Below are 19471 nucleotides of genomic sequence, written 5' to 3'. Positions count from 1 at the left end.
TCTACGTCGGGCGGCTTGTTCAGCCCCGTTGTTCAGCCCCCGATGTTCAGCCCCTCAAGGCTGTCCCGATTATATGTCGCTTTCCGTAATGCGCAAAGAAACCCCCGCTTTTGCCAAAACCCCGCCCACCGTCCGCCTCGTAGAGGTCGACGCCGAGCACGAGGGCCAGCGCATCGATAACTTTCTGGTCCGCCTGTGCAAGGGGGTACCCAAGAGCCATATTTACAAGGCCATTCGCGGCGGCGAGGTGCGAGTAAACAAGGGACGCATTCAGGCCGACTACCGTGTCGCGACGGGGGATATCGTGCGCGTGCCGCCCCTGCGGCTGCCAGATCCCGGTCAACCCAAGCCCGTGCCCGGGATCGAGTTCCCCGTGGTGTACGAGGACGAGGCGTTACTGGTCATTGACAAGCCTGCGGGGGTCGCGGTGCATGGCGGCAGCGGAGTGTCGTTCGGTGTGATCGAGCAGCTGCGCGCCGCGCGTCCGGACGCGCGCTTTCTGGAGCTGGTCCATCGCCTGGATCGCGACACGTCGGGCTTGCTGATGATCGCCAAGAAGCGCAATGCGCTCCTGGCCCTGCATGCCATGCTGCGCGAAGGCAAGGGTGACAAGCATTATTTCGCGCTGGTCGAGGGTGATTGGGTCAACGACCGGCAGCATATTCGGCTGGCGTTGACCAAATGGACGACACAATCCGGCGAGCGGCGCGTGCGTCCCGATCCGGACGGGCAACCGGCTCACACCATCGTCACACTGCAGCAGCGCTTGGGGCGTTACAGTTTGGTTGACGCCGAGTTGCGCAGCGGCAGGACGCACCAGATTCGTGTTCATCTGGCGGCGAGCGGGTTCCCGATCATTGGGGATGATAAATACGGGACGGATGAGACACGGGCCGAGTTCGTGCGCCGCGGGTTCAACCGCATGTTTTTGCACGCTCACCAGTTGACCCTGCCGCATCCCCTGACCGGCGAAACCCTGAAGCTGGTCGCACCCCTGCCGCCAGCCTGCCAGAAGCTACTACAGCAGTTGGAGTCTCAATAAATATGTCGTCGTATTCGCTGGTGGTGTTCGATTGGGACGGAACCCTGATGGATTCCACGAATGGCATCGTGGCTGCCATTCAGGCGGCTTGTCGTGATATGGATCTACCGGTGCCATCCACATCGGAGGCGAGCTGGGTGATCGGCCTGTCGCTGGAAAGCGCGTTGCGCCGGGCGGTGCCCGATCTGACCCAGGCTATGGTGCCGCGTTTCCTGGAGCGCTACCGGACGCATTATTTGCTGCGGGACCCGGATCTGCGGTTGTTCGAGGGGATTGAGCCGTTGCTGGCGGATCTGGCAGGTCAGCAAATCCGCTTGGCGGTGGCCACCGGCAAGAGTCGCGTCGGATTGAACCGGGTGTTGGCCGCGACAGGGCTGCGCGACGTCTTTGACGCCACGCGCACGGCCGACGAAACATTCAGCAAACCGCATCCGGCCATGTTGAATGAACTCATGCGCGAGTTGGATGTCGAACCTGAACGCGTGATCATGGTGGGTGATACATCGCACGACCTTAATATGGCGGCCAATGCTGGCGTACATGGGTTAGGTGTCACCTATGGTGCTCATAGCCCACAGGAATTGCAGGCATGTACGCCCCAGGCTTTGGTCGACGATGTGGTCGCCTTGCGCGAGTGGTTGTTATCGCGCGTGAGTGGTTGAATTTAAGTCCTGGGCGTATTCTGTCGTAGTTCATTTGCTGCAATTTGCCCGTCGTGCGCCACACCGTGCGTAACGGTACGGCACCAGGAGAGCTTCGTCATGCTGATACGCAAGTCCGGCCCCGAGCCGCTGTCGTCTGAAATCACCCCCGAGGCGGTCTGGCAGTCTCGCCGCGAATGGATGGCGCGTGCCTCGATGGTCGCGGCGGCAGCCGGGTTGCCTGCCTGGGCGTCGCGTCGCGCGTTTGCCCAAGGCGCGGACGAGCTACCGGGTCAGCCCAGCCGCGAGTATTCGGTGATGGACAAGCCGACCGAGCTAAAAGACATCACGTCCTACAACAACTACTACGAGTTTGGGGTCGATAAAGACCAGCCGGCGGAAAATGCCGGCAAGTTGCAGACGCGCCCCTGGACCGTCTCGGTCGAGGGCGAGGTTCAGCATCCGAAGACCTTTGATATTGACACCTTGCTCAAGCTCGCCCCGCTTGAGGAGCGCGTCTATCGGCTGCGTTGTGTCGAGGGATGGTCGATGGTGATCCCGTGGGTGGGGTATTCGTTGTCGGCTTTGTTAAAGCAGGTGGAGCCCACGGGCAATGCCAAGTACGTCGAATTCACTACTGTCGAACAACGGGAAAACATGCCCGGCCTGCGTTACCCGGTGCTGGATTGGCCTTATGTCGAAGGGTTGCGGATGGATGAGGCGATGCATCCGTTGTCGCTGCTGGTGTTCGGTTTGTATGGCAAGGTCTTGCCCAACCAGAACGGCGCACCGCTACGTCTGGCAGTCCCCTGGAAATATGGCTTCAAATCGGCTAAATCGTTGGTACGCATTCGCCTGGTAGAGCGCCAGCCGACCAGTTCCTGGATGCAGGCCGCTTCTAACGAGTACGGGTTTTATGCCAACGTGAATCCCGATGTCCCGCATCCGCGCTGGAGCCAGGCGAGCGAGCGTCGTATTGGCGAAGGCGGTTTCTTCGCGCCCAAGCGTAAGACCGTCATTTTCAATGGTTATGCCGATCAGGTCGCCTCGCTGTACCAGGGGATGGACTTGAAGGCCAATTACTGAGGTTGCCGCACGTATGTCGCAATGGTCGGCGGTGGCGGTAGGGCGATTCAAACCAATATTGTTCATTGCGGGTTTATTGCCGTTTGCGCGTTGGTTCTGGTTGGGGTTTAACGATGGTCTGACGGCCAATCCACTGGAGTTCTTGACGCGATCGTCGGGTACGTGGGCATTGGTGTGTTTGCTGGTAACGCTGTCGATTACGCCCGTACGGCGGTTATTGAAGCAGCCCGCATTGGTGCGCTTGCGTCGCCCGTGCGGGCTGTTCGCGTTTTTTTACGGGGCTTTGCATTTCACCGCCTGGTTCTGGTGGGATCGCGGCCTGGATCTGGCCTCCATGGTGCAGGACATCGGGGAGCGGCCTTTTATTACCGTCGGTTTTGCCGCTTTTGTGTGTATGACCGCGTTGGCGGTGACGTCGACGAAGTGGGCAATGCGCAAGATGGGGCGCCATTGGCAAACCTTGCATCGCTTGGTGTATCTGATTGGAATCCTGGCCATCGTGCATTTGTGGTGGCACAAAGCGGGCAAGAATGATTTCGAGCAGCCGCTGATCTATGGAGCCATTCTGGCGGCGTTGTTGGGCTGGCGGCTTGTGTGGCGGCTCAGGCGCCCAGCAACACCATCACTCAGGCCCCCGGCAACGCCATCATGATGGCGGCGGTTTCTGCGTCTGGCCGCCCGTCGTAGCGGGCGGGTCTGTAGTGCATCTGAAACGCGGCGATCACATTTTGTGTGTCGCGATCCAGTCGGCCGTGTTGCGGCACCGCATAGCCCAGACGCGCCAATTGCTGCTGGAACCAGGCCACGTCGGGGGTGCCCTCTTGTTGGAGTGTGACCCAGTTTGAGGCAACCAGCGTCTCGTCATACCAGCGCCCGATGCCGGCCTGCGCCAGTTGTTTCCAGGGAAAGAGTGGTCCGGGATCGGTCTTGCGCTGAGGCGCGATATCACTGTGCCCCACGATATTCTCAGGCCGCACACCGTGTCGCGCGATCAAGTCTTGCAGCAACAATATCAGCGTCTGAATCTGAGGGGCAGCGTAGGGCTCCCAGCTTGTTTTGCCGCCCGGCAGGTCTTTGCGGCCGCTGTTGACCAATTCGATACCGATCGAGACGGGGTTTAGCGAGACTTGCTGATGCCAGCGGCTTTGTCCTGCATGCCAGGCGCTGCGCGTTTCGTCGACGAGGCGATAGATCTTAGCAGGCGTGTCGTTGGTGATCAGGTAGTGGGTGCTGACCTGGCCTTGTGACAGCAGCTTGAGTGAATCCTGGGCCGCGGTCTTGGTGTAGTGCAGCACGATATAACGTACCCGGCTGTCGTGGCTGACGGCGGTGATGGAGTCATCGATATGCAGCGTTGTGGGCGACGGCGCCTGGGTGCCGGTACATCCTCCCAGCGTGAGCGCGAGGCCCGCGAGAGTGGCCAGTCGTGCAAATAGCCGGGAGGATAGGTATCGAATCATGCGCGTTGAGCGAGATACAGGAACAGCGTGGGCTGCTTGTCCAGGTCGGGGGCGGGTGCTTTTTTCCAGTCGCTGATGCTGTAGGTCCGTACCCACTCTTGGTCGGTGGTCAGCGACCGGGCGACACACAGTCGCGTGTCGCCACGCAGGGCCGAGAGCAGGGTAGCAAACATGGCCGCATTCCGGTAGGGCGTTTCGATCAAGAGCTGGGTCTGGTGGTGACGGGCGGAGTGTTGCTCCCAGGCTCGTAATTGTTTGGCGCGCTCGGCCGGGTCTACCGGGGCGTAACCATGAAAGGCAAAGCGCTGTCCGTCCAGGCCGCTCGCCATCAGGCCCAGCAAAATAGATGATGGACCCACCCAGGGCCGCACAGGGATATCCAGCCGATGGGCGACGGCGACGACAGTTGCGCCGGGGTCGGCCACCGCCGGGCACCCGGCCTCGGAAACCAGGCCAATGTCTTGTCCGTCGCGCATAGGCCTGAGCCATTGCTCGATCTGGCCGACATCCGTCTTGGGCCCTAGTGTATGGATGGTGATCTCTTGCAGCGGGCGGACTGTGCCGATTTGCTTCAGAAAGGCACGCGCCGTCTTGGCGTTTTCAGCGACGTAAGTATCCAGCGTACCGGCCAGGGCGCGGGCATCCGCGGGCAGCCAGCGCTCGGGGGCGGAAGGTCCCAGACTGACGGGAATGAGGTGCAGGGTGCCGCTCATTGTGAGGTGTCCTTGGTGGCGTGGAGGCTGGCCGCGTGGGTGAGCGGATCCAGGCCAAACGTCATCAGCATACGCGTCAACGCGATCAGGGGCAGGCCGATAATGGCCGTGGGGTCGTCGCTGCGGATGGATTCCATCAGCGCGATGCCCAGGCTTTCCGCTTTGGCGCTGCCGGCCGTGTCGTAGGGCTCCTCGGCCCGCAAATAGGCATCGATCATCGCATCGGGAAGCGGGCGAAAGCGGCAGAGCGTGATCACGCCGGTTTTTTCGACACGCTGGCCGTCGGTCACGGCCAGAGCGCTGTGGAATTCCACCGTGTGGCCCGCGAGGGCTCGTAGTTGGGCCCGGGCACGGTCAAAGTCGCCCGGCTTGCCGATGGGGCTCCCATCGATAGTGGCAACCTGGTCAGAACCAATTACGATAGAGCCGGCGTGATTGGCGGCCACCGCCATAGCCTTGTCGACAGACAGGCGCAGGGCCAATTCGGCGGGGGATTCTCCTGGGCGGGGCGTTTCGTCGACGTCCGGAGAAATCGCCTCAAATGGCAGTCGCAGTCGCGACAGTAATTCCCGGCGATAGGGGGAGCTCGAGGCCAGGATCAGGCGAGGGGGTAATTTGGGCATGCGTTGTTTGACGGTTGGGCGTAAGTCACAGTATTATCTAACGTTTTGCGGGATTTTTGCACGGCACGGGGTTACGTCGGGTTTATGCCCGGGGTTTTAAACCGGGGTTCACGCCCGGGTTCACGCCCGGGTTCACGCCCACTCGGTCGGCATAGTTCAAACCAGAGTACGGAGTTCGCATGAGCAACAAAGAACGGGCAGGGGCGGCGGCGTCGCGCAGGTCCGTGTCGGCGGATACCGTGGTCGATGCGTTTGCGCTCGCCAGGCAGGGTGGTGTGGCTCAGGGCACGGTGCCGCTGGTACGGTTGTCCCGGGTTGTCGAGGGCTTGCCCGAACAGCCCGCGGGCGAGGCCGGGCTGGTCAGGTGGTCGGTCCAGGGCGAAACCGGCAAGGGCGTAGCCAGGACTGCCATCGCGTCGGGACAGCCGCTCTTGCATCTGCATGTGCAGGCTCATCCTGTTGTGATCTGTCAGCGTTGCAATATCCCGTTTGCTTTTGCAGTAGATTCCCGGGCAGTATTGCAGTTGGTCAAGTCGGAAGACGAGCTCGACGACGATCTGTCCTTTGACACGCAAGACCCGGAAGACGCGGATTTACTGCCCGAAAAGGTCGTAGGTTCGCATCGTTTTGACCTGTTGGCCCAGGTCGAAGACGAGCTTATTTTAAGCATTCCATTTGTGCCCAAGCATCCAGTATGCCCGGGCGCGCAGGCCGAGGACGGCGACGCGCAACACGCGTTGGCCACCAAGCGTCCGTCGCCGTTCGCGGTGCTCGAACAACTAAAGCGTAAAGATTAGATCAACTTCGGGTCGCATCGCGTACAATGCGGCCCGTCTCTAGGAGTCATCATGGCTGTTCAACAAAACAAGAAGTCCCCCTCCAAGCGCGGTATGCACCGCTCGCACGATTTTCTGGTCAACCCGCCGACCGCGATCGAGCCCACCACTGGCGAAAACCATTTGCGTCACCACATCAGCCCCAACGGCTTTTATCGTGGCCGCAAGGTTCTCAAGACCAAGGCCGACGAATAAGTCGCTGCGGACGCACACTTTGCACTCAAGGCAGCCGCTGAACTGCACCTGTGATACGCATCGCTATTGACTGCATGGGCGGCGACTTCGGTCTGCCCGTCACGATTCCGGCCGCGATCGAGTTCGCCCGGCAGTTTCCCGATTCCCAGTTGTTGCTGGTCGGGCTGCCTGACGCTATCGAGGCGGCGTTGGCCGAGCACCGCAACGTCCCGCTTGATCGCCTGGAGATCGTCCCTGCTACCGAGGTTGTCGCTATGGACGACCCCGTAGAGGTCGCCCTGCGTCGCAAGAAAGACTCGTCCATGCGCTTGGCGGCCCAGGCCGTCAAAGATGGCCGCGCTGATGCCTGCGTTTCAGCGGGTAATACCGGCGCCTGGATGGCGATTTCGCGCTACGTCCTCAAAACGCTGGATGGCATCGATCGTCCAGCTATCGCCACGTCTATTCCCAATCAGACAGGCAGGGCGACGACAGTCCTTGATCTTGGCGCCAACGTGGATTGCACGGCCCAGCATTTGCTTCAGTTTGCCATCATGGGCGTGGCGTTGACCCAGGCGGTCGACCACCGCGATAACCCGTCGGTGGGTCTGCTGAACATCGGCGAAGAGGTCATCAAGGGCAACGAGGTCGTCAAAGAGGCCGCGGAGCTGCTGCGTAGCAGCCCCCTGAACTTCTATGGCAACGTCGAAGGCAACGATATTTTCAAGGGCACCGTCGACGTTGTCGTCTGCGACGGTTTCGTTGGCAATGTCGTGCTCAAATCCGTCGAAGGCCTGGCTAAAATGCTGTCCAGCGTGATCCGCCAGGAATTCAAGCGTAACCTGGTCACGCTGTTGGTTGGCGCTATCGCCAAGCCCGTCCTGAATCGTCTGCGTAATCGTGTCGATAACCGTCGCTACAACGGCGCTGCCCTGTTGGGATTGCGCGGCGTGGTGATCAAAAGCCACGGTTCTGCGGATGTCTACGGGTACGGATTCGCTTTGCAACGCGCACGCGAGGCTGTGATCAGTAAACTCCAGGAACGCACTGCCGAGATCGTGGCGCTGATCAATCAGCGTGTCCAGATGGGTGAGGCGGCTTCCAGCGCACCCGAAGTATCGGGGAATACGGTTTGATGGGTAACGCAATGACATATGCCATGATCGTTGGCTCGGGTAGTTTTTTGCCAGAACGTATCGTGTCCAACGATGAGTTGGCTGCCGAACTGGCAACGCGCAATATTTCCACGTCCGACGAATGGATCGTCGAGCGTACAGGCATACGCCAGCGCCATTTGGCCGAGCGCGGCGCGACGACCAGTGAGTTGGCGACCGAGGCTGCCAAACGCGCATTGGCTGATGCCGGCGTGCAGGCCGCTGATGTTGATCTCATCATCGTTGCGACCTCGACTCCCGATTTTGTGTTCCCGAGCACCGCTTGCCTGGTCCAGGCCAAGCTGGGCGCCAAGGGCGGCGCTGCCTTTGATGTGCAGGCGGTCTGTAGCGGCTTCGTTTATGCGCTCAGTACGGCCGACGCCTTTGTACGGGCAGGGCGTGCGCGGTGCGCGCTGGTCATCGGCGCCGAGGTTTTCTCCAGGATTCTCGACTGGAGTGATCGCGGCACATGTGTCCTGTTCGGTGATGGAGCGGGCGCCGTCGTCCTCAAGGCTTCTGACCAGCCAGGCATCCTGGCGGCGCAGTTGCATGCCGATGGCTCGCAGACCAATATTTTGTGTGCGGCCGGCAATGTGGCTTATGGCAGTGTCGTAGGTGACCCGTTCTTGCGCATGGATGGCCAGGCGGTGTTCAAGCAGGCCGTCACGGTGCTGGATCGTTCCGCTCGAGATGTGTGCGCCGAAGCAGGCATCGAGGTATCGGACGTCGATTGGCTGGTCCCTCATCAGGCCAATGTCCGTATTTTGAATTTCCTGGCACGCAAATTGCACGTCCCGACTGAAAAGGTCGTGATTACCGTCGATTCGCATGCAAATACCTCCGCAGCCAGCGTACCGTTGGCGCTGGACGTCGCCCGTCGTGACGGTCGGATCAAGGCTGGTCAACTGGTGTTGATGCAAGGCGTGGGCGGCGGTTTTACCTGGGGTTCGGTACTGGCCCGGATGTAGCGCCGCACTCTTTGTGCCCTGTTTATGCCGTGCTCGGCGACAGGGTTTGCGATAGCTCGATGTCGGGTATCCTCCCAATTCTGAAATCAGTTGATGCATTTATCATGAAAATCGCGTTTGTCTTCCCTGGCCAAGGGTCCCAGTCTGTTGGCATGCTCGATGCCTGGGCCGGCAATGCCGCCGTGGCCGACGCCTTGGCACGTGCGGATCAGGCGCTGGGCCAAGACCTGAGCGCGTTGATCGCGTACGGACCGGCCGATCAACTCAACCTCACCACCAATACCCAGCCAGCCATGCTGACGGCAGGCGTGGCTGTGTTCGCCGCGTGGCGCGCCGCGGGCGGGCCGTTGCCCGCCATAATGGCCGGTCACAGCTTGGGCGAATACGCGGCCTTGACGGCGGCGGGTGCACTGACCCTCGAAGACGCCGTACGTCTGGTGCGTGTGCGCGCCGACGCCATGCAGGCAGCCGTGCCGGTGGGTACCGGCGGGATGGCGGCCATCCTGGGGCTGGACGACGACGCCGTACGTGACGCGTGTGCACAGGCCGCTCAAGGCGAAATCGTCGAAGCGGTCAATTACAATGCGCCCTCGCAAGTCGTCATTGCGGGCCATAAGGCGGCGGTCGAGCGTGCTTGCGAGGCGGCCAAGGCTGCGGGCGCCAAGCGTGCTTTGCCGTTGCCCGTGTCGGCTCCCTTTCATTCCAGCTTGCTGCGTCCTGCCGCCGAGGTGCTGGCAGGGGCACTGTCCCAGGTAGCTATCGCGGCTCCGCAAGTCCCCGTCGTCAATAATGTCGACGTGGCCTCGCCCGCCGAGCCTCAAGCCATCCGGGATGCATTGGTGCGTCAGGCATGGCATCCTGTGCGCTGGGTCGAAACGTTGCGCGCCATGAAAGCCCAGGGCGTGACGCATGTGGTTGAATGTGGTCCCGGCAAGGTACTGACAGGCTTGACCAAGCGCATTGATGGCGAGTTGATCGGGCTTTCGATCACCGATCCGGCTTCGCTCGAGGCGGCGATGGCGACCTTGGGGTAGGTTTGAGGCCGGTTTCGGCACCCACCTAAAAGACCGCCATAACGGAAATGGATATGGAAACTCAATTGGCAGAATTGCAAGGTAAAGTGGCCCTGGTGACCGGCGCGACGCGCGGCATCGGCAAGGCCATTGCGTTAGAGCTTGCGCAGCGCGGCGCGGTGGTCGTTGGCACGGCCACCAGCGAATCCGGCGCACAGGCCATCAGCGAAGCGCTGGCCCCGTCAGGCGGACGCGGCGTGGTGCTGGACGTCACGGACGCACAGGCCTGTGACGCACTGATTGATACCCTGAGCAAGGCGCCCGAGGGCGGCCCGCACATTTTGGTCAACAACGCAGGCATTACGCGTGATAATTTGGCCATGCGCATGAAAGACGAGGACTGGTCGGCCGTGATTGATACCAACCTGGCGTCGGTATTCCGGCTTTCCCGCGCGGTGTTGCGTAGCATGATGAAGGCCCGCTGGGGCCGTATCATCAATGTGACATCGGTCGTGGGCGCCAGTGGCAACGCTGGGCAAGCCAACTACGCAGCCGCCAAGGCGGGTGTGGCCGGGATGTCGCGTGCACTGGCTCGCGAACTCGGTAGCCGTAATATCACCGTTAATTGCGTGGCCCCGGGTTTCATCGATACTGACATGACCCGTGCCTTGGGCGAGAATCAAACCACAGCACTGCTGCAGCAAATTCCGCTGGGCCGTTTGGGAGCGCCGGCAGACATCGCAAACGCGGTGGCCTTTTTATCTGGCCCTCAAGCAGGTTACATTACCGGGACTACGCTGCACGTGAACGGCGGCATGTATATGCAATAAGGTCGGTCCCAAAAGGGGTCGGTCGGGGTGCGCTGAAAGGCGTACAGTCACTTTTGTCACGGTCAGGCGTTGGCTTTCCTCCGCGCTTGGCTATAATTCGCGGGATTTTTCCCAATTGGAGATCTGCATGGAAAGCATCGAACAGCGCGTCAAGAAGATCGTCGCTGAACAACTTGGCGTTAACGAAGCCGAGATCAAGAACGAGTCCTCCTTCCTTGACGACCTCGGTGCCGATTCGCTCGACATGGTTGAACTGGTCATGGCACTCGAGGACGAATTCGAGACCGAGATTCCCGACGAAGAGGCCGAAAAGATCACCACCGTGCAACAAGCGGTTGATTACATCAACTCGCACGGTAAGCAGTAAGCGCAGCCTGTATTTGTTCCGTGCCTTCCTCCCGCGTGCGGGAGTGGGCCCGGGGACCGGGGCGGTTTCAGGAGTGTCGTGCGGTTCGTCTGCCGGATATCATAGTGATATACCGGTGAGCGAGCCGTTCGCATGGCGCGTCCGAAAGCCGCCTTTCTTTTGTCTGTTTTAGGAGTCCTCCGTGAAGCGACGAGTCGTCATTACTGGCCTGGGCATCGTATCGCCCGTGGGCAACGACATCTCCAGCGCCTGGGACAATATCGTCAACGGACGTTCCGGCATCAGCCGCATCACCCGTTTCGATCCGTCAGCCATCACCACGCATATTGCCGGTGAGGTCAAAGATTTCGACGTCACGCAGTACATGCCTGCCAAAGAAGCCCGTCAAATGGATACTTTCATTCATTACGGCGTGGCCGCAGGCATTCAGGCCTGGCAAGACTGCGGGCTGGACGTGACAGAGGCCAATGCCGATCGCATCGGCGTGATTGTAGGTTCGGGTATCGGTGGCTTGCCCCGCATCGAAGAAACCCAAACCGAACTGCTGGCCAAGGGCCCGCGGCGGATTTCACCCTTTTTTGTGCCGGCTTCGCTGATCAACCTGATCTCGGGTCAGTTGACGATTCGATTCGGCATGAAGGGGCCCAGCTATGCGGTGGTGTCGGCATGCACGACCGGCCTGCATTCCATCGGCGATGCGGCCCGTCTGATCGAATACGGTGATGCCGACGTCATGTTGGCAGGGGGCGCGGAGGCCACCGTGTCGCCGTTGGGTATCGGGGGTTTTGCTGCCATGCGTGCCTTGTCCACGCGCAACGATGACCCTGCCACAGCATCGCGTCCCTGGGATATCGATCGTGACGGTTTCGTGCTGGGCGAGGGCGCCGGCGTGCTGGTGCTCGAAGAGTACGAGCATGCCAAGAAACGCGGCGCCCGTATCTATGGCGAGTTTGCCGGCTACGGAATGAGCTCGGACGCGCATCACATTACCGCGCCCGACAAAGACGGTCCGCGTCGCGGGGTCATCAACGCATTGCGCAACGGCGGTATCAATCTCGACGAGATCGATTACGTCAATGCGCACGGCACATCGACCCCATTGGGTGACAAGAACGAAACCGAGGCGCTCAAGCTGGCGTTCGGTGACCATGCCAGGAAGCTGGTCGTTAACTCGACCAAGTCCATGACAGGTCACCTGCTGGGTGCGGCCGGCGGCATCGAAGCCGTGTTCACGACGTTGGCGGTGTACAACCAAAAATCGCCACCCACGATTAACATCTTCAACCAGGATCCCGAATGTGATCTGGACTATTGCGCCAACCAGGCGCGCGATATGAAGATCGACGTGGCGCTATCCAATTCGTTTGGTTTTGGTGGCACGAACGGCTCCATGGCCGTTCGCCGGATCTAATTTGGCCTTCCCTCGGGACACCGGCCTGCGGACGCTCTGCGTGCCCGTGCGCCGTCCGCGTCACCTGACCCTGCTCAGCCGTACGGCCATGGCCAGCGCGGCGCTCTGCACGGCGACAGCCGTGTGGTGGCAGGTCAGGGCCTCATCCTCTGATTTCGCTACTGCGGCGGGTCGGATGGCCTGGCCGTCAGGGTTGGCTATCGTAGCCGGAGCTGGGGCGATCGCAGTGCGACGGTCGCGGCGTAAGCATCAGGCTTTGCGTGGCGCCGGGCATCGCGCGCTGCCTGTGCGCGCCCTTCGAGCCAGCGCAGGCAGTCGGCAGTGGCAGGTCCGCCAGGGTGGCTATTGGCGCCCGGTGACGCTGCACGATAGCCGGCGAGGGCCGTGCTGGCTGGAATTGCGCCTGCAGGCGGATCGCGCGGCCGGTGAGGTACCGCTTGCCAGTTACAAAATTTCCATTTGGCAGACCGGCATGTCTACGGACTGCTGGCGCCGGCTTTGCCTGCTGGCAGGGGCGGCGCAACGTCTGAATGCACCGGAGCACGGGGGGGCGTCATGAGCGAACGCGATATCGACGCCGAATTAGTCGCCCGCGTACAGCGAGGCGACAAAAAGGCCTTTGACCTGCTGGTGCTCAAGTACCAGCGCAAAATTCTGCGCCTGCTGGGGCGCATGATCCGTGACCCCTCCGAGATCGAGGACGTTGCCCAGGAAGCCTTCATCAAGGCCTATCGGGCGCTCCCCCAGTTTCGTGGCGAAAGTGCCTTTTACACGTGGCTTTACCGCATCGCGGTCAATACCGCCCGTAATTGGCTGGCCTCGGCAGCACGCCGTCCCAGCGCACCAAATGCCATTGAAACAGAAGATGGTGAAACTTTTAACGAAACAGACAACCTAACTGATATCAGCACGCCAGAATCCATGCTCGCCAGTCGGGAAATCGCCGAAACGGTCAACGCCGTGATCGAAGGTTTGCCCGAAGAGCTTCGGACCGCTATCGTGCTCCGTGAAATCGAAGGTATGAGTTACGAAGACATCGCCCAAAGCATGGACTGCCCGATTGGTACGGTACGTTCGCGCATATTTCGTGCGCGCGAAGCTATCGCCACCCGGTTGCGTCCATTGCTGGACACCGATGCCGAGCGTCGTTGGTAAGGAGCGGCAGTCATGCAGTCATCAGCTAAAACAGTGGTAGAAACCGACATCTCTTTCGAGGAGTCTGTGTCGGCCTGGATGGACGGTGAGTCGTCCGATGCCGATTTTCCCGACCTTTCCACTGAGCAAGGCCGCCGAACCTGGGATACCTATCATTTGATAGGCGATGCCCTGCGCAATGCCGATCTGGCCGTCAGCCCCAGCGCCGGGTTCCATGCCCGGCTGTCGCGCGCCCTGGATGCCGAGTTGCCCATTGTGGCGCCTCAACGACGACGTTCGCCATTGCGCCTGGGATTGTCCGGCTTGGCGGTAGCCGCTGCCGTGGCGACGGTGGCATGGGTCGCCCAGCCCTATATCATGGGGGGTGGCAGCCAGCCTATGGAGACCCGAACCTTGGCGGATGCCTCGATCAACGAAACGCCGGTGCTGCACGACTACCTCGAAGCCCATCGCCAGATGACGGGTCCTGGCGCGGTGCGCCAGGTCTCATTTGATGCTGGAGCGGGACGTTGATTGCGCAGCTGCAACAATTCTGTCGACCCGTTCTGACCCGTGCAGGCTTGAATCGCCTGCCCGGACAAAGCGCCGGATGGGCGTTGACCGCGATGTTGCTCGTCGCGCTGTCCGCCATGCACGACACTGCCCAGGCCGCGGAGCCATCCTCGTCCGATGGCGCGGTGCAACTGCTCTACGATATCCAGCAGGCAGCCCGTAAGCAGGACTATGCCGGCGTTTTCATGTATCAGCAGGGCGAGGCGATCCAGTCGTCGCGGTTGGTGCACGTCATTGATGGTACCGGTGAGCGCGAGCGCCTCGAGATACTTGATGGTCAGCCGCGCGAATACCTGCGCCACAACGACGATATCCAGTGCCTGATTCCCGAGCGCAAGACCGTGCTGATGGAGCCGCGTCGCGGCGATCGGTTCCCGGGACTGTTGCTGGGCAATCCCACCGAGTTGGCGCAGTACTACGAGATCCGCGTGCAAGACAAGTTGCACCGCGTGGCCGACCGTCAGTGCCGCATTATCGCGATCAATCCGCGTGATAGCCAGCGCTATGGCTATCGACTGTGCGCCGATGTCGACACCAATTTGTTGCTTCGGGCCCAGACCATCGATAGCGAGTTCGGTGTCGTCGAGCAGGTTTCGTTTACGTCGATTCGCCTGGGCGACAAGGTCGAGTCCAATGAGTTGCAGTCGCGCTGGAATACGCGTGACTGGAAAGTCGTGCAGCCTCGAATCGATACCATCGATCTGGCCGCCCAGGGATGGCGCATTCCTGCGCCCGCGGGCTTTGTGGCTGTAATGCAGGTGGCGCGTTCCATGGGGCGCAGCAACGTCAATCAGTTGGTACTGTCTGATGGCTTGGCGGCGATCTCGGTATTCATCGAGCCCTATGATAGTCAGCATCAGCCGATGTCCGGTGGGTCAGGGCGGCGCGGCGCCATCAACATCTATAGCACGCGCATTGCTGATTTCTGGCTGACCGCGCTGGGCGAAGTCCCCGCCGTCACGCTTGAGCAGTTGGCGACCTCTACCGAATACGTACCTGTTTCTTCTAAATAACAACAGGGTCTGCAAAAGGCCTGGGGAATTTTCGGAGTTCTCTTATGAAATCGCATTCAGTGTCGAAACCTTTTTTCCGGCGCTTTGCTCCCGTTCTATTGTCGGCCGCTATGCTGACGGGGGCTTATGGGCCTATTGCCCAAGCTCAAACGTCGACGGCCACGGCCAACCCGGCGGTAGTGTTACCTGATTTCAGCGACATCATCGCCAAGGCAGATCCGGCGGTGGTCAATATCCGCACGACCGCTAGCGTACCCGTACGTAGCGGACCGGGCGGTGGGGCCGATCCCTACGAATTGTTCCGCTGGTTCTTCGGCCCGGATTTCCAGGCGCCGGGGATGCCGCAACAACCCCAGCCTTCGCCCCGCCAGGCGCCCGAAGAGCGTACGGTGCCGCGCGGTGTTGGCTCGGGTTTCTTTATTTCGGCTGACGGCTACATTCTGACGAACAATCATGTCGTCAGCGACGCCGCGGACATCTATGTCACCCTGACGGATGGGCGCGAGTTCAAGGCCAAGGTCATCGGGACTGACGAGCGCACGGATGTGGCGTTGATCAAGATCGATACCAAAGATATGACGCCGCTGACGGTGGGCGATCCCAAGCAGCTCAAAAAAGGTCAGTGGGTGCTGGCCATCGGGTCGCCGTTCGGGCTGGACTCGACCGCCACCGCGGGTATCGTCAGCGCAATCAGCCGCGACACGGGTGAGTATCTGCCTTTCATCCAGACCGACGTCGCCGTCAACCCGGGCAACTCGGGTGGCCCGCTGATCAACCTCAAGGGCGAGGTGGTCGGCATCAACTCGCAGATCGTTTCGCGCAGCGGCGGCTTCATGGGCATCTCGCTGGCCATTCCTATTGACGAAGCCATGCGCGTGGCCGATCAGTTGCGCGCGGATGGCAAAGTCACCCGTGGTCGCATTGGTGTACAGATCGGTGAGGTAGGCAAGGACGTGGCGGACGCCATCGGCTTGCCCAAGGCCGAGGGTGCATTGGTCAGCAATGTCGAGCCCGATGGTCCCGCAGACGACGCCGGTCTCAAGGCGGGAGATGTGATCCTCACGTTCAAGGGCGAAACTATTAAGCGCTGGTCTGATCTGCCCCGTATCGTTGGTGAAACCAAGCCGGGCTCGCGTGCGGACATGGAAGTATGGCGTCGAGGCAAGACCGTCACGTTGTCGGTCAAGGTTGCCCAGCTCACCAGCCAGTCCAGCGAGAGCGAATCCAAGGCGAAAGCCGAACCGGAACACGCAGACAATGCACTGGGGTTGGGCGTGGTGGATGTGGCTGCCGACGTGCAGCGCAAGCTGGGGATCAAAGGTGGCGTGCAAGTTCGTACGGTGACCGGAGCTGCCCAGGCAGCCGGCCTGCAGCCGGGCGATATTGTGCTGGCAGTCAACAACACTGACGTGACGGATGCAAGCCAATTCGGCACACTGGTCAGCAAGCTGCCCAAGGGCAAGGCGGCTGGTTTGTTGGTCCGTCGTGGCGATCAGGCGCAGTGGGTGGCGGTCGAACCGTCCAAATAAGCTGCAAGACCAGCTAAAATGGCTGGTTGCCGCGAGCAGGGGGCGCATGGCGCCCCCTCTTTTTGGCTGGCCGCCCGGCGTTTTGCGCGGGGTTTTGTGTGTGTGCAGGCGGCCAAATATCCGTTTTTGCCTGTATTTCGGCGCTTTTTGTGCCTGTTTTGCGCGTATTGTGTTCACGCGTATTCTGTCCCTAATAAATTCACTCTATGCAGCATATTCGCAATTTTTCCATCATCGCTCACATCGATCACGGCAAATCGACCTTGGCCGACCGCCTGATCCAGCGTTGCGGCGGGTTGGCTGCGCGCGAAATGTCGGCTCAGGTGTTGGATTCTATGGACATCGAACGCGAGCGGGGCATTACTATCAAGGCCCAGACCGCCGCGCTGGAATATCACGCCCAAGACGGCAAGGTCTATAACCTGAACTTGATCGATACCCCGGGCCACGTCGACTTTTCGTACGAGGTCAGCCGTTCGCTGTCGGCCTGCGAGGGGGCCCTGTTGGTGGTTGACGCCTCGCAGGGTGTAGAGGCGCAGACTGTCGCAAACTGCTATACCGCCATCGACCTCGGCGTCGAGGTGTTGCCCGTGCTCAACAAAATGGATCTGCCGCAGGCCGATCCCGAGTCAGCACGCCAGGAGATCGAGGACGTTATCGGTATTGACGCCGATGACGCCGTTCTGGCCAGTGCCAAGACCGGCATGGGGATCGACGAGATCCTGGAAAGCATCGTGGCTCGCGTGCCACCGCCCAAGGGCGATCCTGCCGCGCCTCTGCAGGCGTTGATTATTGACTCCTGGTTCGATAACTATGTGGGCGTGGTCATGCTGGTGCGTATCGTCAACGGTAAGCTGCGTCCGAAAGACAAGATCTTGTTGATGGCGTCGGGGGCGACGCATTTTTGCGAGCAACTGGGCGTGTTCACGCCGAAATCACAGCCGCGTACCGAGCTCTCGGCGGGTGGGGTGGGTTTCATCATCGCCGGCATCAAAGAGCTGGCCGATGCCAAGGTCGGCGATACCGTTACCTTGGCCGGCAAGCCCGCTGCCAAGGCGTTGCCAGGCTTCAAAGAGGTCAAGCCGCAGGTGTTTGCAGGCCTGTATCCGGTCGAGAGCTCCGAATACGATCAACTGCGCGATTCGCTCGAAAAGCTCAAGCTCAACGATTCCGCCCTGATGTTCGAACCCGAGGTCTCGCAAGCACTGGGTTTCGGTTTTCGTTGCGGTTTCCTGGGCTTGTTGCACATGGAAATTGTGCAAGAACGCCTGGAACGCGAGTTCGATATGGACATCATCACCACCGCGCCGTCGGTGGTGTACGAGGTCGAACAGCGCGATGGCTCCTTTGCGATCATCGACAGCCCGGCGCGCATGCCCGAGGTCGGCCAGATCCTCGATATTCGCGAGCCTATCGTCAAGGTGACTCTGTTCATGCCCCAAGAGTACGTGGGAGCGGTCATGACGCTGTGCAACAACAAGCGCGGTGTCCAGATCAACATGAACTACCACGGCCGCCAGGTGCATCTGACCTACGAGATTCCGCTGGCAGAGATCGTGCTGGACTTCTTCGACAAGCTGAAATCCGTCTCGCGCGGCTATGCGTCGATGGATTACGAGTTTCTCGAGTACCGCTCGGCTGACGTCGTCAAGGTTGATTTGCTGATCAACGGCGATCGGGTTGATGCGCTGGCCTTGATTGTGCACCGGGCCAATGCACGCTACCGAGCCCGCGACGTGGTGACACGGATGCGGGGCCTGATTCCGCGCCAGATGTTTGACGTGGCGATTCAGGCGGCCATTGGCGCCGAAGTCATCGCGCGCGAAAACGTCAAGGCCTTGCGCAAGAACGTGTTGGCCAAGTGCTATGGCGGCGATATTTCCCGCAAGAAAAAACTGCTCGAAAAACAGAAAGCCGGCAAGAAACGTATGAAGCAGGTAGGCGCCGTGGAAATTCCCCAAGAAGCTTTCCTGGCTATCTTGCAAGTCGACGACAAATAGTAAGGAAAAGGCGACACCCTCATGAGTTGGAATTTTGCGCTAATACTTTTTGTGCTGTTGGTAGTAACAGGTATTGTCTGGGTGCTGGACGTGACGGTATTGCGGCGGCGGCGTGCAGCGCGCGGCCGGGCGGCCGTCGACGCCGTCGACACCCGCTATGTGACAGACCCCCAAGAGGCCACGCGTATGCGTCAAGCGGCCCTCGAATCCGCGACACGCGTGCCATGGTGGGTCGAATACGCCGTCAGTTTTTTTCCCGTCATTGTGTTCGTGTTTCTGCTGCGCTCGTTCGTGGTCGAGCCGTTCCGCATTCCGTCTGGCTCCATGTTGCCCACGCTGCAATCCGGCGATTTGATCCTGGTGAACAAGTTCAGCTACGGCATTCGCCTGCCCATCGTCGATAAGAAAATCATCGACGTCGGCGCACCGGAGCGTGGGGATGTGGTCGTTTTCCGTTATCCCGTCGATCCGGACGTGGATTACATCAAACGTATCGTCGGGCTGCCGGGTGACGAGGTTGCCTACCTGGACAAAAAACTCTACATCAACGGCACCCTGGTGCCGCACGTTCGCGACGGAGAATATTTCGAGCCCGACCGTGTGACTTATATTTCCCAATATAAGGAAAAATTGGGCGAAATTGATCATCAGATACTGTTAGATGAAAACAAAAACCAGATGATCGGTCCGATATGGCAGTTTCCCAACATCGGTAACTGCCAGTACGCCCGTAATGGAGTACGCTGCAAAGTACCCGAAGGCCATTATTTCGCCATGGGCGACAACCGTGATAACAGCGCCGATAGCCGTTATTGGGGATTTGTCCCGGATGAGAATGTGGTCGGAAAGGCATTCTTCATTTGGATGAACTTCAGCAACCTTGGCCGCATTGGCAGCTTTTAAC

The 19471-nt window shown here is 60.3% G+C and carries 22 protein-coding genes; 19 read left to right on the top strand and 3 right to left on the bottom strand.

From position 1 onward, the window contains the following. Positions 1-73: 73 nt before the first annotated feature. From ACYVDM_RS01365 to msrQ, 4 genes are all read left to right on the top strand, one after another. Entirely contained in the window at positions 74-1042 is a 969-nt protein-coding gene (locus ACYVDM_RS01365) for an RluA family pseudouridine synthase (RefSeq protein ID WP_415790385.1), read from the top strand. A 2-nt stretch (positions 1043-1044) separates the two neighbouring features. After that, positions 1045-1704, top strand: a complete 660-nt coding sequence (locus ACYVDM_RS01360; protein WP_415790387.1) for an HAD family hydrolase — start codon at positions 1045-1047, stop codon at positions 1702-1704. Positions 1705-1803: 99 nt separating this feature from the next. Further along, positions 1804-2769 (top strand): protein-methionine-sulfoxide reductase catalytic subunit MsrP, encoded by a 966-nt coding sequence (gene msrP / locus ACYVDM_RS01355; protein ID WP_415790389.1) that lies wholly within the window; start codon positions 1804-1806, stop codon positions 2767-2769. A gap of 13 nt (positions 2770-2782) precedes the next feature. Then, the gene (msrQ, locus tag ACYVDM_RS01350) at positions 2783-3421 is read left to right on the top strand and encodes a protein-methionine-sulfoxide reductase heme-binding subunit MsrQ (RefSeq protein WP_415790391.1); all 639 of its coding nucleotides are present in this window, start codon (positions 2783-2785) and stop codon (positions 3419-3421) included. Here msrQ and ACYVDM_RS01345 read toward each other — a convergent pair. Genes ACYVDM_RS01345 through ACYVDM_RS01335 form a run of 3 tightly spaced genes read right to left on the bottom strand, consistent with a single transcriptional unit; the run spans position 3396 to position 5565 of the window. Further along, complete coding sequence (locus tag ACYVDM_RS01345; RefSeq protein WP_415790393.1) at positions 3396-4229, bottom strand: N-acetylmuramoyl-L-alanine amidase; 834 nt, start codon at positions 4227-4229, stop codon at positions 3396-3398. The two genes, msrQ and ACYVDM_RS01345, sit on opposite strands and share 26 nt — an antisense overlap. Further along, on the bottom strand, positions 4226-4942 hold the full coding sequence (locus ACYVDM_RS01340) for an SAM-dependent methyltransferase (protein ID WP_415790395.1): 717 nt from the start codon (positions 4940-4942) through the stop codon (positions 4226-4228). The genes ACYVDM_RS01345 and ACYVDM_RS01340 overlap by 4 nt, the downstream gene beginning before the upstream one ends. Next, positions 4939-5565 (bottom strand): Maf family nucleotide pyrophosphatase, encoded by a 627-nt coding sequence (locus ACYVDM_RS01335; protein WP_415790397.1) that lies wholly within the window; start codon positions 5563-5565, stop codon positions 4939-4941. Before ACYVDM_RS01335 ends, ACYVDM_RS01340 begins: the two co-directional genes overlap by 4 nt. A gap of 179 nt (positions 5566-5744) precedes the next feature. Here ACYVDM_RS01335 and ACYVDM_RS01330 point away from each other — a divergent pair, with 179 nt between their 5' ends. The 15 genes from ACYVDM_RS01330 (at position 5745) to lepB (ending at position 19470) form a co-directional block, all read left to right on the top strand. Further along, on the top strand, positions 5745-6362 hold the full coding sequence (locus ACYVDM_RS01330) for a YceD family protein (RefSeq protein ID WP_415790399.1): 618 nt from the start codon (positions 5745-5747) through the stop codon (positions 6360-6362). A 51-nt stretch (positions 6363-6413) separates the two neighbouring features. Then, positions 6414-6596, top strand: a complete 183-nt coding sequence (rpmF, locus tag ACYVDM_RS01325; RefSeq protein ID WP_094820226.1) for a 50S ribosomal protein L32 — start codon at positions 6414-6416, stop codon at positions 6594-6596. A gap of 50 nt (positions 6597-6646) precedes the next feature. Continuing rightward, on the top strand, positions 6647-7711 hold the full coding sequence (gene plsX, locus ACYVDM_RS01320; RefSeq protein ID WP_415790402.1) for a phosphate acyltransferase PlsX: 1065 nt from the start codon (positions 6647-6649) through the stop codon (positions 7709-7711). Further along, a complete protein-coding gene (locus ACYVDM_RS01315) occupies positions 7711-8697 on the top strand; it encodes a beta-ketoacyl-ACP synthase III (RefSeq protein ID WP_415790404.1) in 987 nt (328 codons plus the stop codon). Before plsX ends, ACYVDM_RS01315 begins: the two co-directional genes overlap by 1 nt. 104 nt (positions 8698-8801) lie before the next feature. Further along, a complete protein-coding gene (fabD, locus tag ACYVDM_RS01310) occupies positions 8802-9731 on the top strand; it encodes an ACP S-malonyltransferase (protein WP_415790406.1) in 930 nt (309 codons plus the stop codon). A gap of 53 nt (positions 9732-9784) precedes the next feature. After that, positions 9785-10540 carry a 3-oxoacyl-ACP reductase FabG gene (gene fabG / locus ACYVDM_RS01305; RefSeq protein ID WP_415790408.1) on the top strand — a complete coding sequence of 252 codons (756 nt, stop codon included), beginning with the start codon at positions 9785-9787 and terminating at the stop codon, positions 10538-10540. A 127-nt stretch (positions 10541-10667) separates the two neighbouring features. Then, positions 10668-10907: an acyl carrier protein gene (acpP, locus tag ACYVDM_RS01300; RefSeq protein ID WP_012248678.1), complete on the top strand. Its 240-nt coding sequence runs from the start codon at positions 10668-10670 to the stop codon at positions 10905-10907. A gap of 181 nt (positions 10908-11088) precedes the next feature. Then, positions 11089-12318, top strand: a complete 1230-nt coding sequence (gene fabF, locus ACYVDM_RS01295; RefSeq protein WP_415790411.1) for a beta-ketoacyl-ACP synthase II — start codon at positions 11089-11091, stop codon at positions 12316-12318. A 1-nt stretch (position 12319) separates the two neighbouring features. Further along, entirely contained in the window at positions 12320-12877 is a 558-nt protein-coding gene (locus ACYVDM_RS01290) for a hypothetical protein (protein ID WP_415790413.1), read from the top strand. After that, positions 12874-13473 (top strand): RNA polymerase sigma factor RpoE, encoded by a 600-nt coding sequence (rpoE, locus tag ACYVDM_RS01285; protein WP_415790415.1) that lies wholly within the window; start codon positions 12874-12876, stop codon positions 13471-13473. Before ACYVDM_RS01290 ends, rpoE begins: the two co-directional genes overlap by 4 nt. A 12-nt stretch (positions 13474-13485) precedes the next feature. After that, the gene (locus tag ACYVDM_RS01280; RefSeq protein WP_415790417.1) at positions 13486-13986 is read left to right on the top strand and encodes a sigma-E factor negative regulatory protein; all 501 of its coding nucleotides are present in this window, start codon (positions 13486-13488) and stop codon (positions 13984-13986) included. After that, the gene (locus ACYVDM_RS01275) at positions 13983-15038 is read left to right on the top strand and encodes a MucB/RseB C-terminal domain-containing protein (protein WP_415790419.1); all 1056 of its coding nucleotides are present in this window, start codon (positions 13983-13985) and stop codon (positions 15036-15038) included. Before ACYVDM_RS01280 ends, ACYVDM_RS01275 begins: the two co-directional genes overlap by 4 nt. 44 nt (positions 15039-15082) lie before the next feature. After that, positions 15083-16567: a DegQ family serine endoprotease gene (locus tag ACYVDM_RS01270; protein WP_415790421.1), complete on the top strand. Its 1485-nt coding sequence runs from the start codon at positions 15083-15085 to the stop codon at positions 16565-16567. A 206-nt stretch (positions 16568-16773) separates the two neighbouring features. After that, complete coding sequence (gene lepA, locus ACYVDM_RS01265; RefSeq protein ID WP_415790423.1) at positions 16774-18567, top strand: translation elongation factor 4; 1794 nt, start codon at positions 16774-16776, stop codon at positions 18565-18567. A 21-nt stretch (positions 18568-18588) separates the two neighbouring features. After that, on the top strand, positions 18589-19470 hold the full coding sequence (gene lepB / locus ACYVDM_RS01260) for a S26 family signal peptidase (protein ID WP_460475295.1): 882 nt from the start codon (positions 18589-18591) through the stop codon (positions 19468-19470). The last annotated feature ends 1 nt before the right edge of the window (position 19471 follow it).

The organism is Bordetella tumulicola (genome assembly GCF_054779135.1).
The sequence above is the reverse complement of the archived record's forward strand: the minus strand, read 5'-3'. Positions and strand labels throughout refer to the sequence as shown.

Excerpts from the sequence above, each read along its gene's own strand:
- ACYVDM_RS01280 (WP_415790417.1), top strand. The coding sequence starts at position 13,486 with ATGCAGTCATCAGCTAAAACAGTGGTAGAAACCGACATCTCTTTCGAG.
- msrQ (WP_415790391.1), top strand. The coding sequence starts at position 2,783 with ATGTCGCAATGGTCGGCGGTGGCGGTAGGGCGATTCAAACCAATATTG.
- fabD (WP_415790406.1), top strand. The coding sequence starts at position 8,802 with ATGAAAATCGCGTTTGTCTTCCCTGGCCAAGGGTCCCAGTCTGTTGGC.
- rpmF (WP_094820226.1), top strand. The coding sequence starts at position 6,414 with ATGGCTGTTCAACAAAACAAGAAGTCCCCCTCCAAGCGCGGTATGCAC.
- ACYVDM_RS01330 (WP_415790399.1), top strand. The coding sequence starts at position 5,745 with ATGAGCAACAAAGAACGGGCAGGGGCGGCGGCGTCGCGCAGGTCCGTG.
- msrP (WP_415790389.1), top strand. The coding sequence starts at position 1,804 with ATGCTGATACGCAAGTCCGGCCCCGAGCCGCTGTCGTCTGAAATCACC.
- lepA (WP_415790423.1), top strand. The coding sequence starts at position 16,774 with ATGCAGCATATTCGCAATTTTTCCATCATCGCTCACATCGATCACGGC.
- ACYVDM_RS01360 (WP_415790387.1), top strand. The coding sequence starts at position 1,045 with ATGTCGTCGTATTCGCTGGTGGTGTTCGATTGGGACGGAACCCTGATG.
- ACYVDM_RS01270 (WP_415790421.1), top strand. The coding sequence starts at position 15,083 with ATGAAATCGCATTCAGTGTCGAAACCTTTTTTCCGGCGCTTTGCTCCC.
- acpP (WP_012248678.1), top strand. The coding sequence starts at position 10,668 with ATGGAAAGCATCGAACAGCGCGTCAAGAAGATCGTCGCTGAACAACTT.
- ACYVDM_RS01315 (WP_415790404.1), top strand. The coding sequence starts at position 7,711 with ATGGGTAACGCAATGACATATGCCATGATCGTTGGCTCGGGTAGTTTT.
- ACYVDM_RS01340 (WP_415790395.1), bottom strand. The coding sequence starts at position 4,942 with ATGAGCGGCACCCTGCACCTCATTCCCGTCAGTCTGGGACCTTCCGCC.
- ACYVDM_RS01335 (WP_415790397.1), bottom strand. The coding sequence starts at position 5,565 with ATGCCCAAATTACCCCCTCGCCTGATCCTGGCCTCGAGCTCCCCCTAT.
- rpoE (WP_415790415.1), top strand. The coding sequence starts at position 12,874 with ATGAGCGAACGCGATATCGACGCCGAATTAGTCGCCCGCGTACAGCGA.
- ACYVDM_RS01365 (WP_415790385.1), top strand. The coding sequence starts at position 74 with ATGTCGCTTTCCGTAATGCGCAAAGAAACCCCCGCTTTTGCCAAAACC.
- fabG (WP_415790408.1), top strand. The coding sequence starts at position 9,785 with ATGGAAACTCAATTGGCAGAATTGCAAGGTAAAGTGGCCCTGGTGACC.
- ACYVDM_RS01345 (WP_415790393.1), bottom strand. The coding sequence starts at position 4,229 with ATGATTCGATACCTATCCTCCCGGCTATTTGCACGACTGGCCACTCTC.
- lepB (WP_460475295.1), top strand. The coding sequence starts at position 18,589 with ATGAGTTGGAATTTTGCGCTAATACTTTTTGTGCTGTTGGTAGTAACA.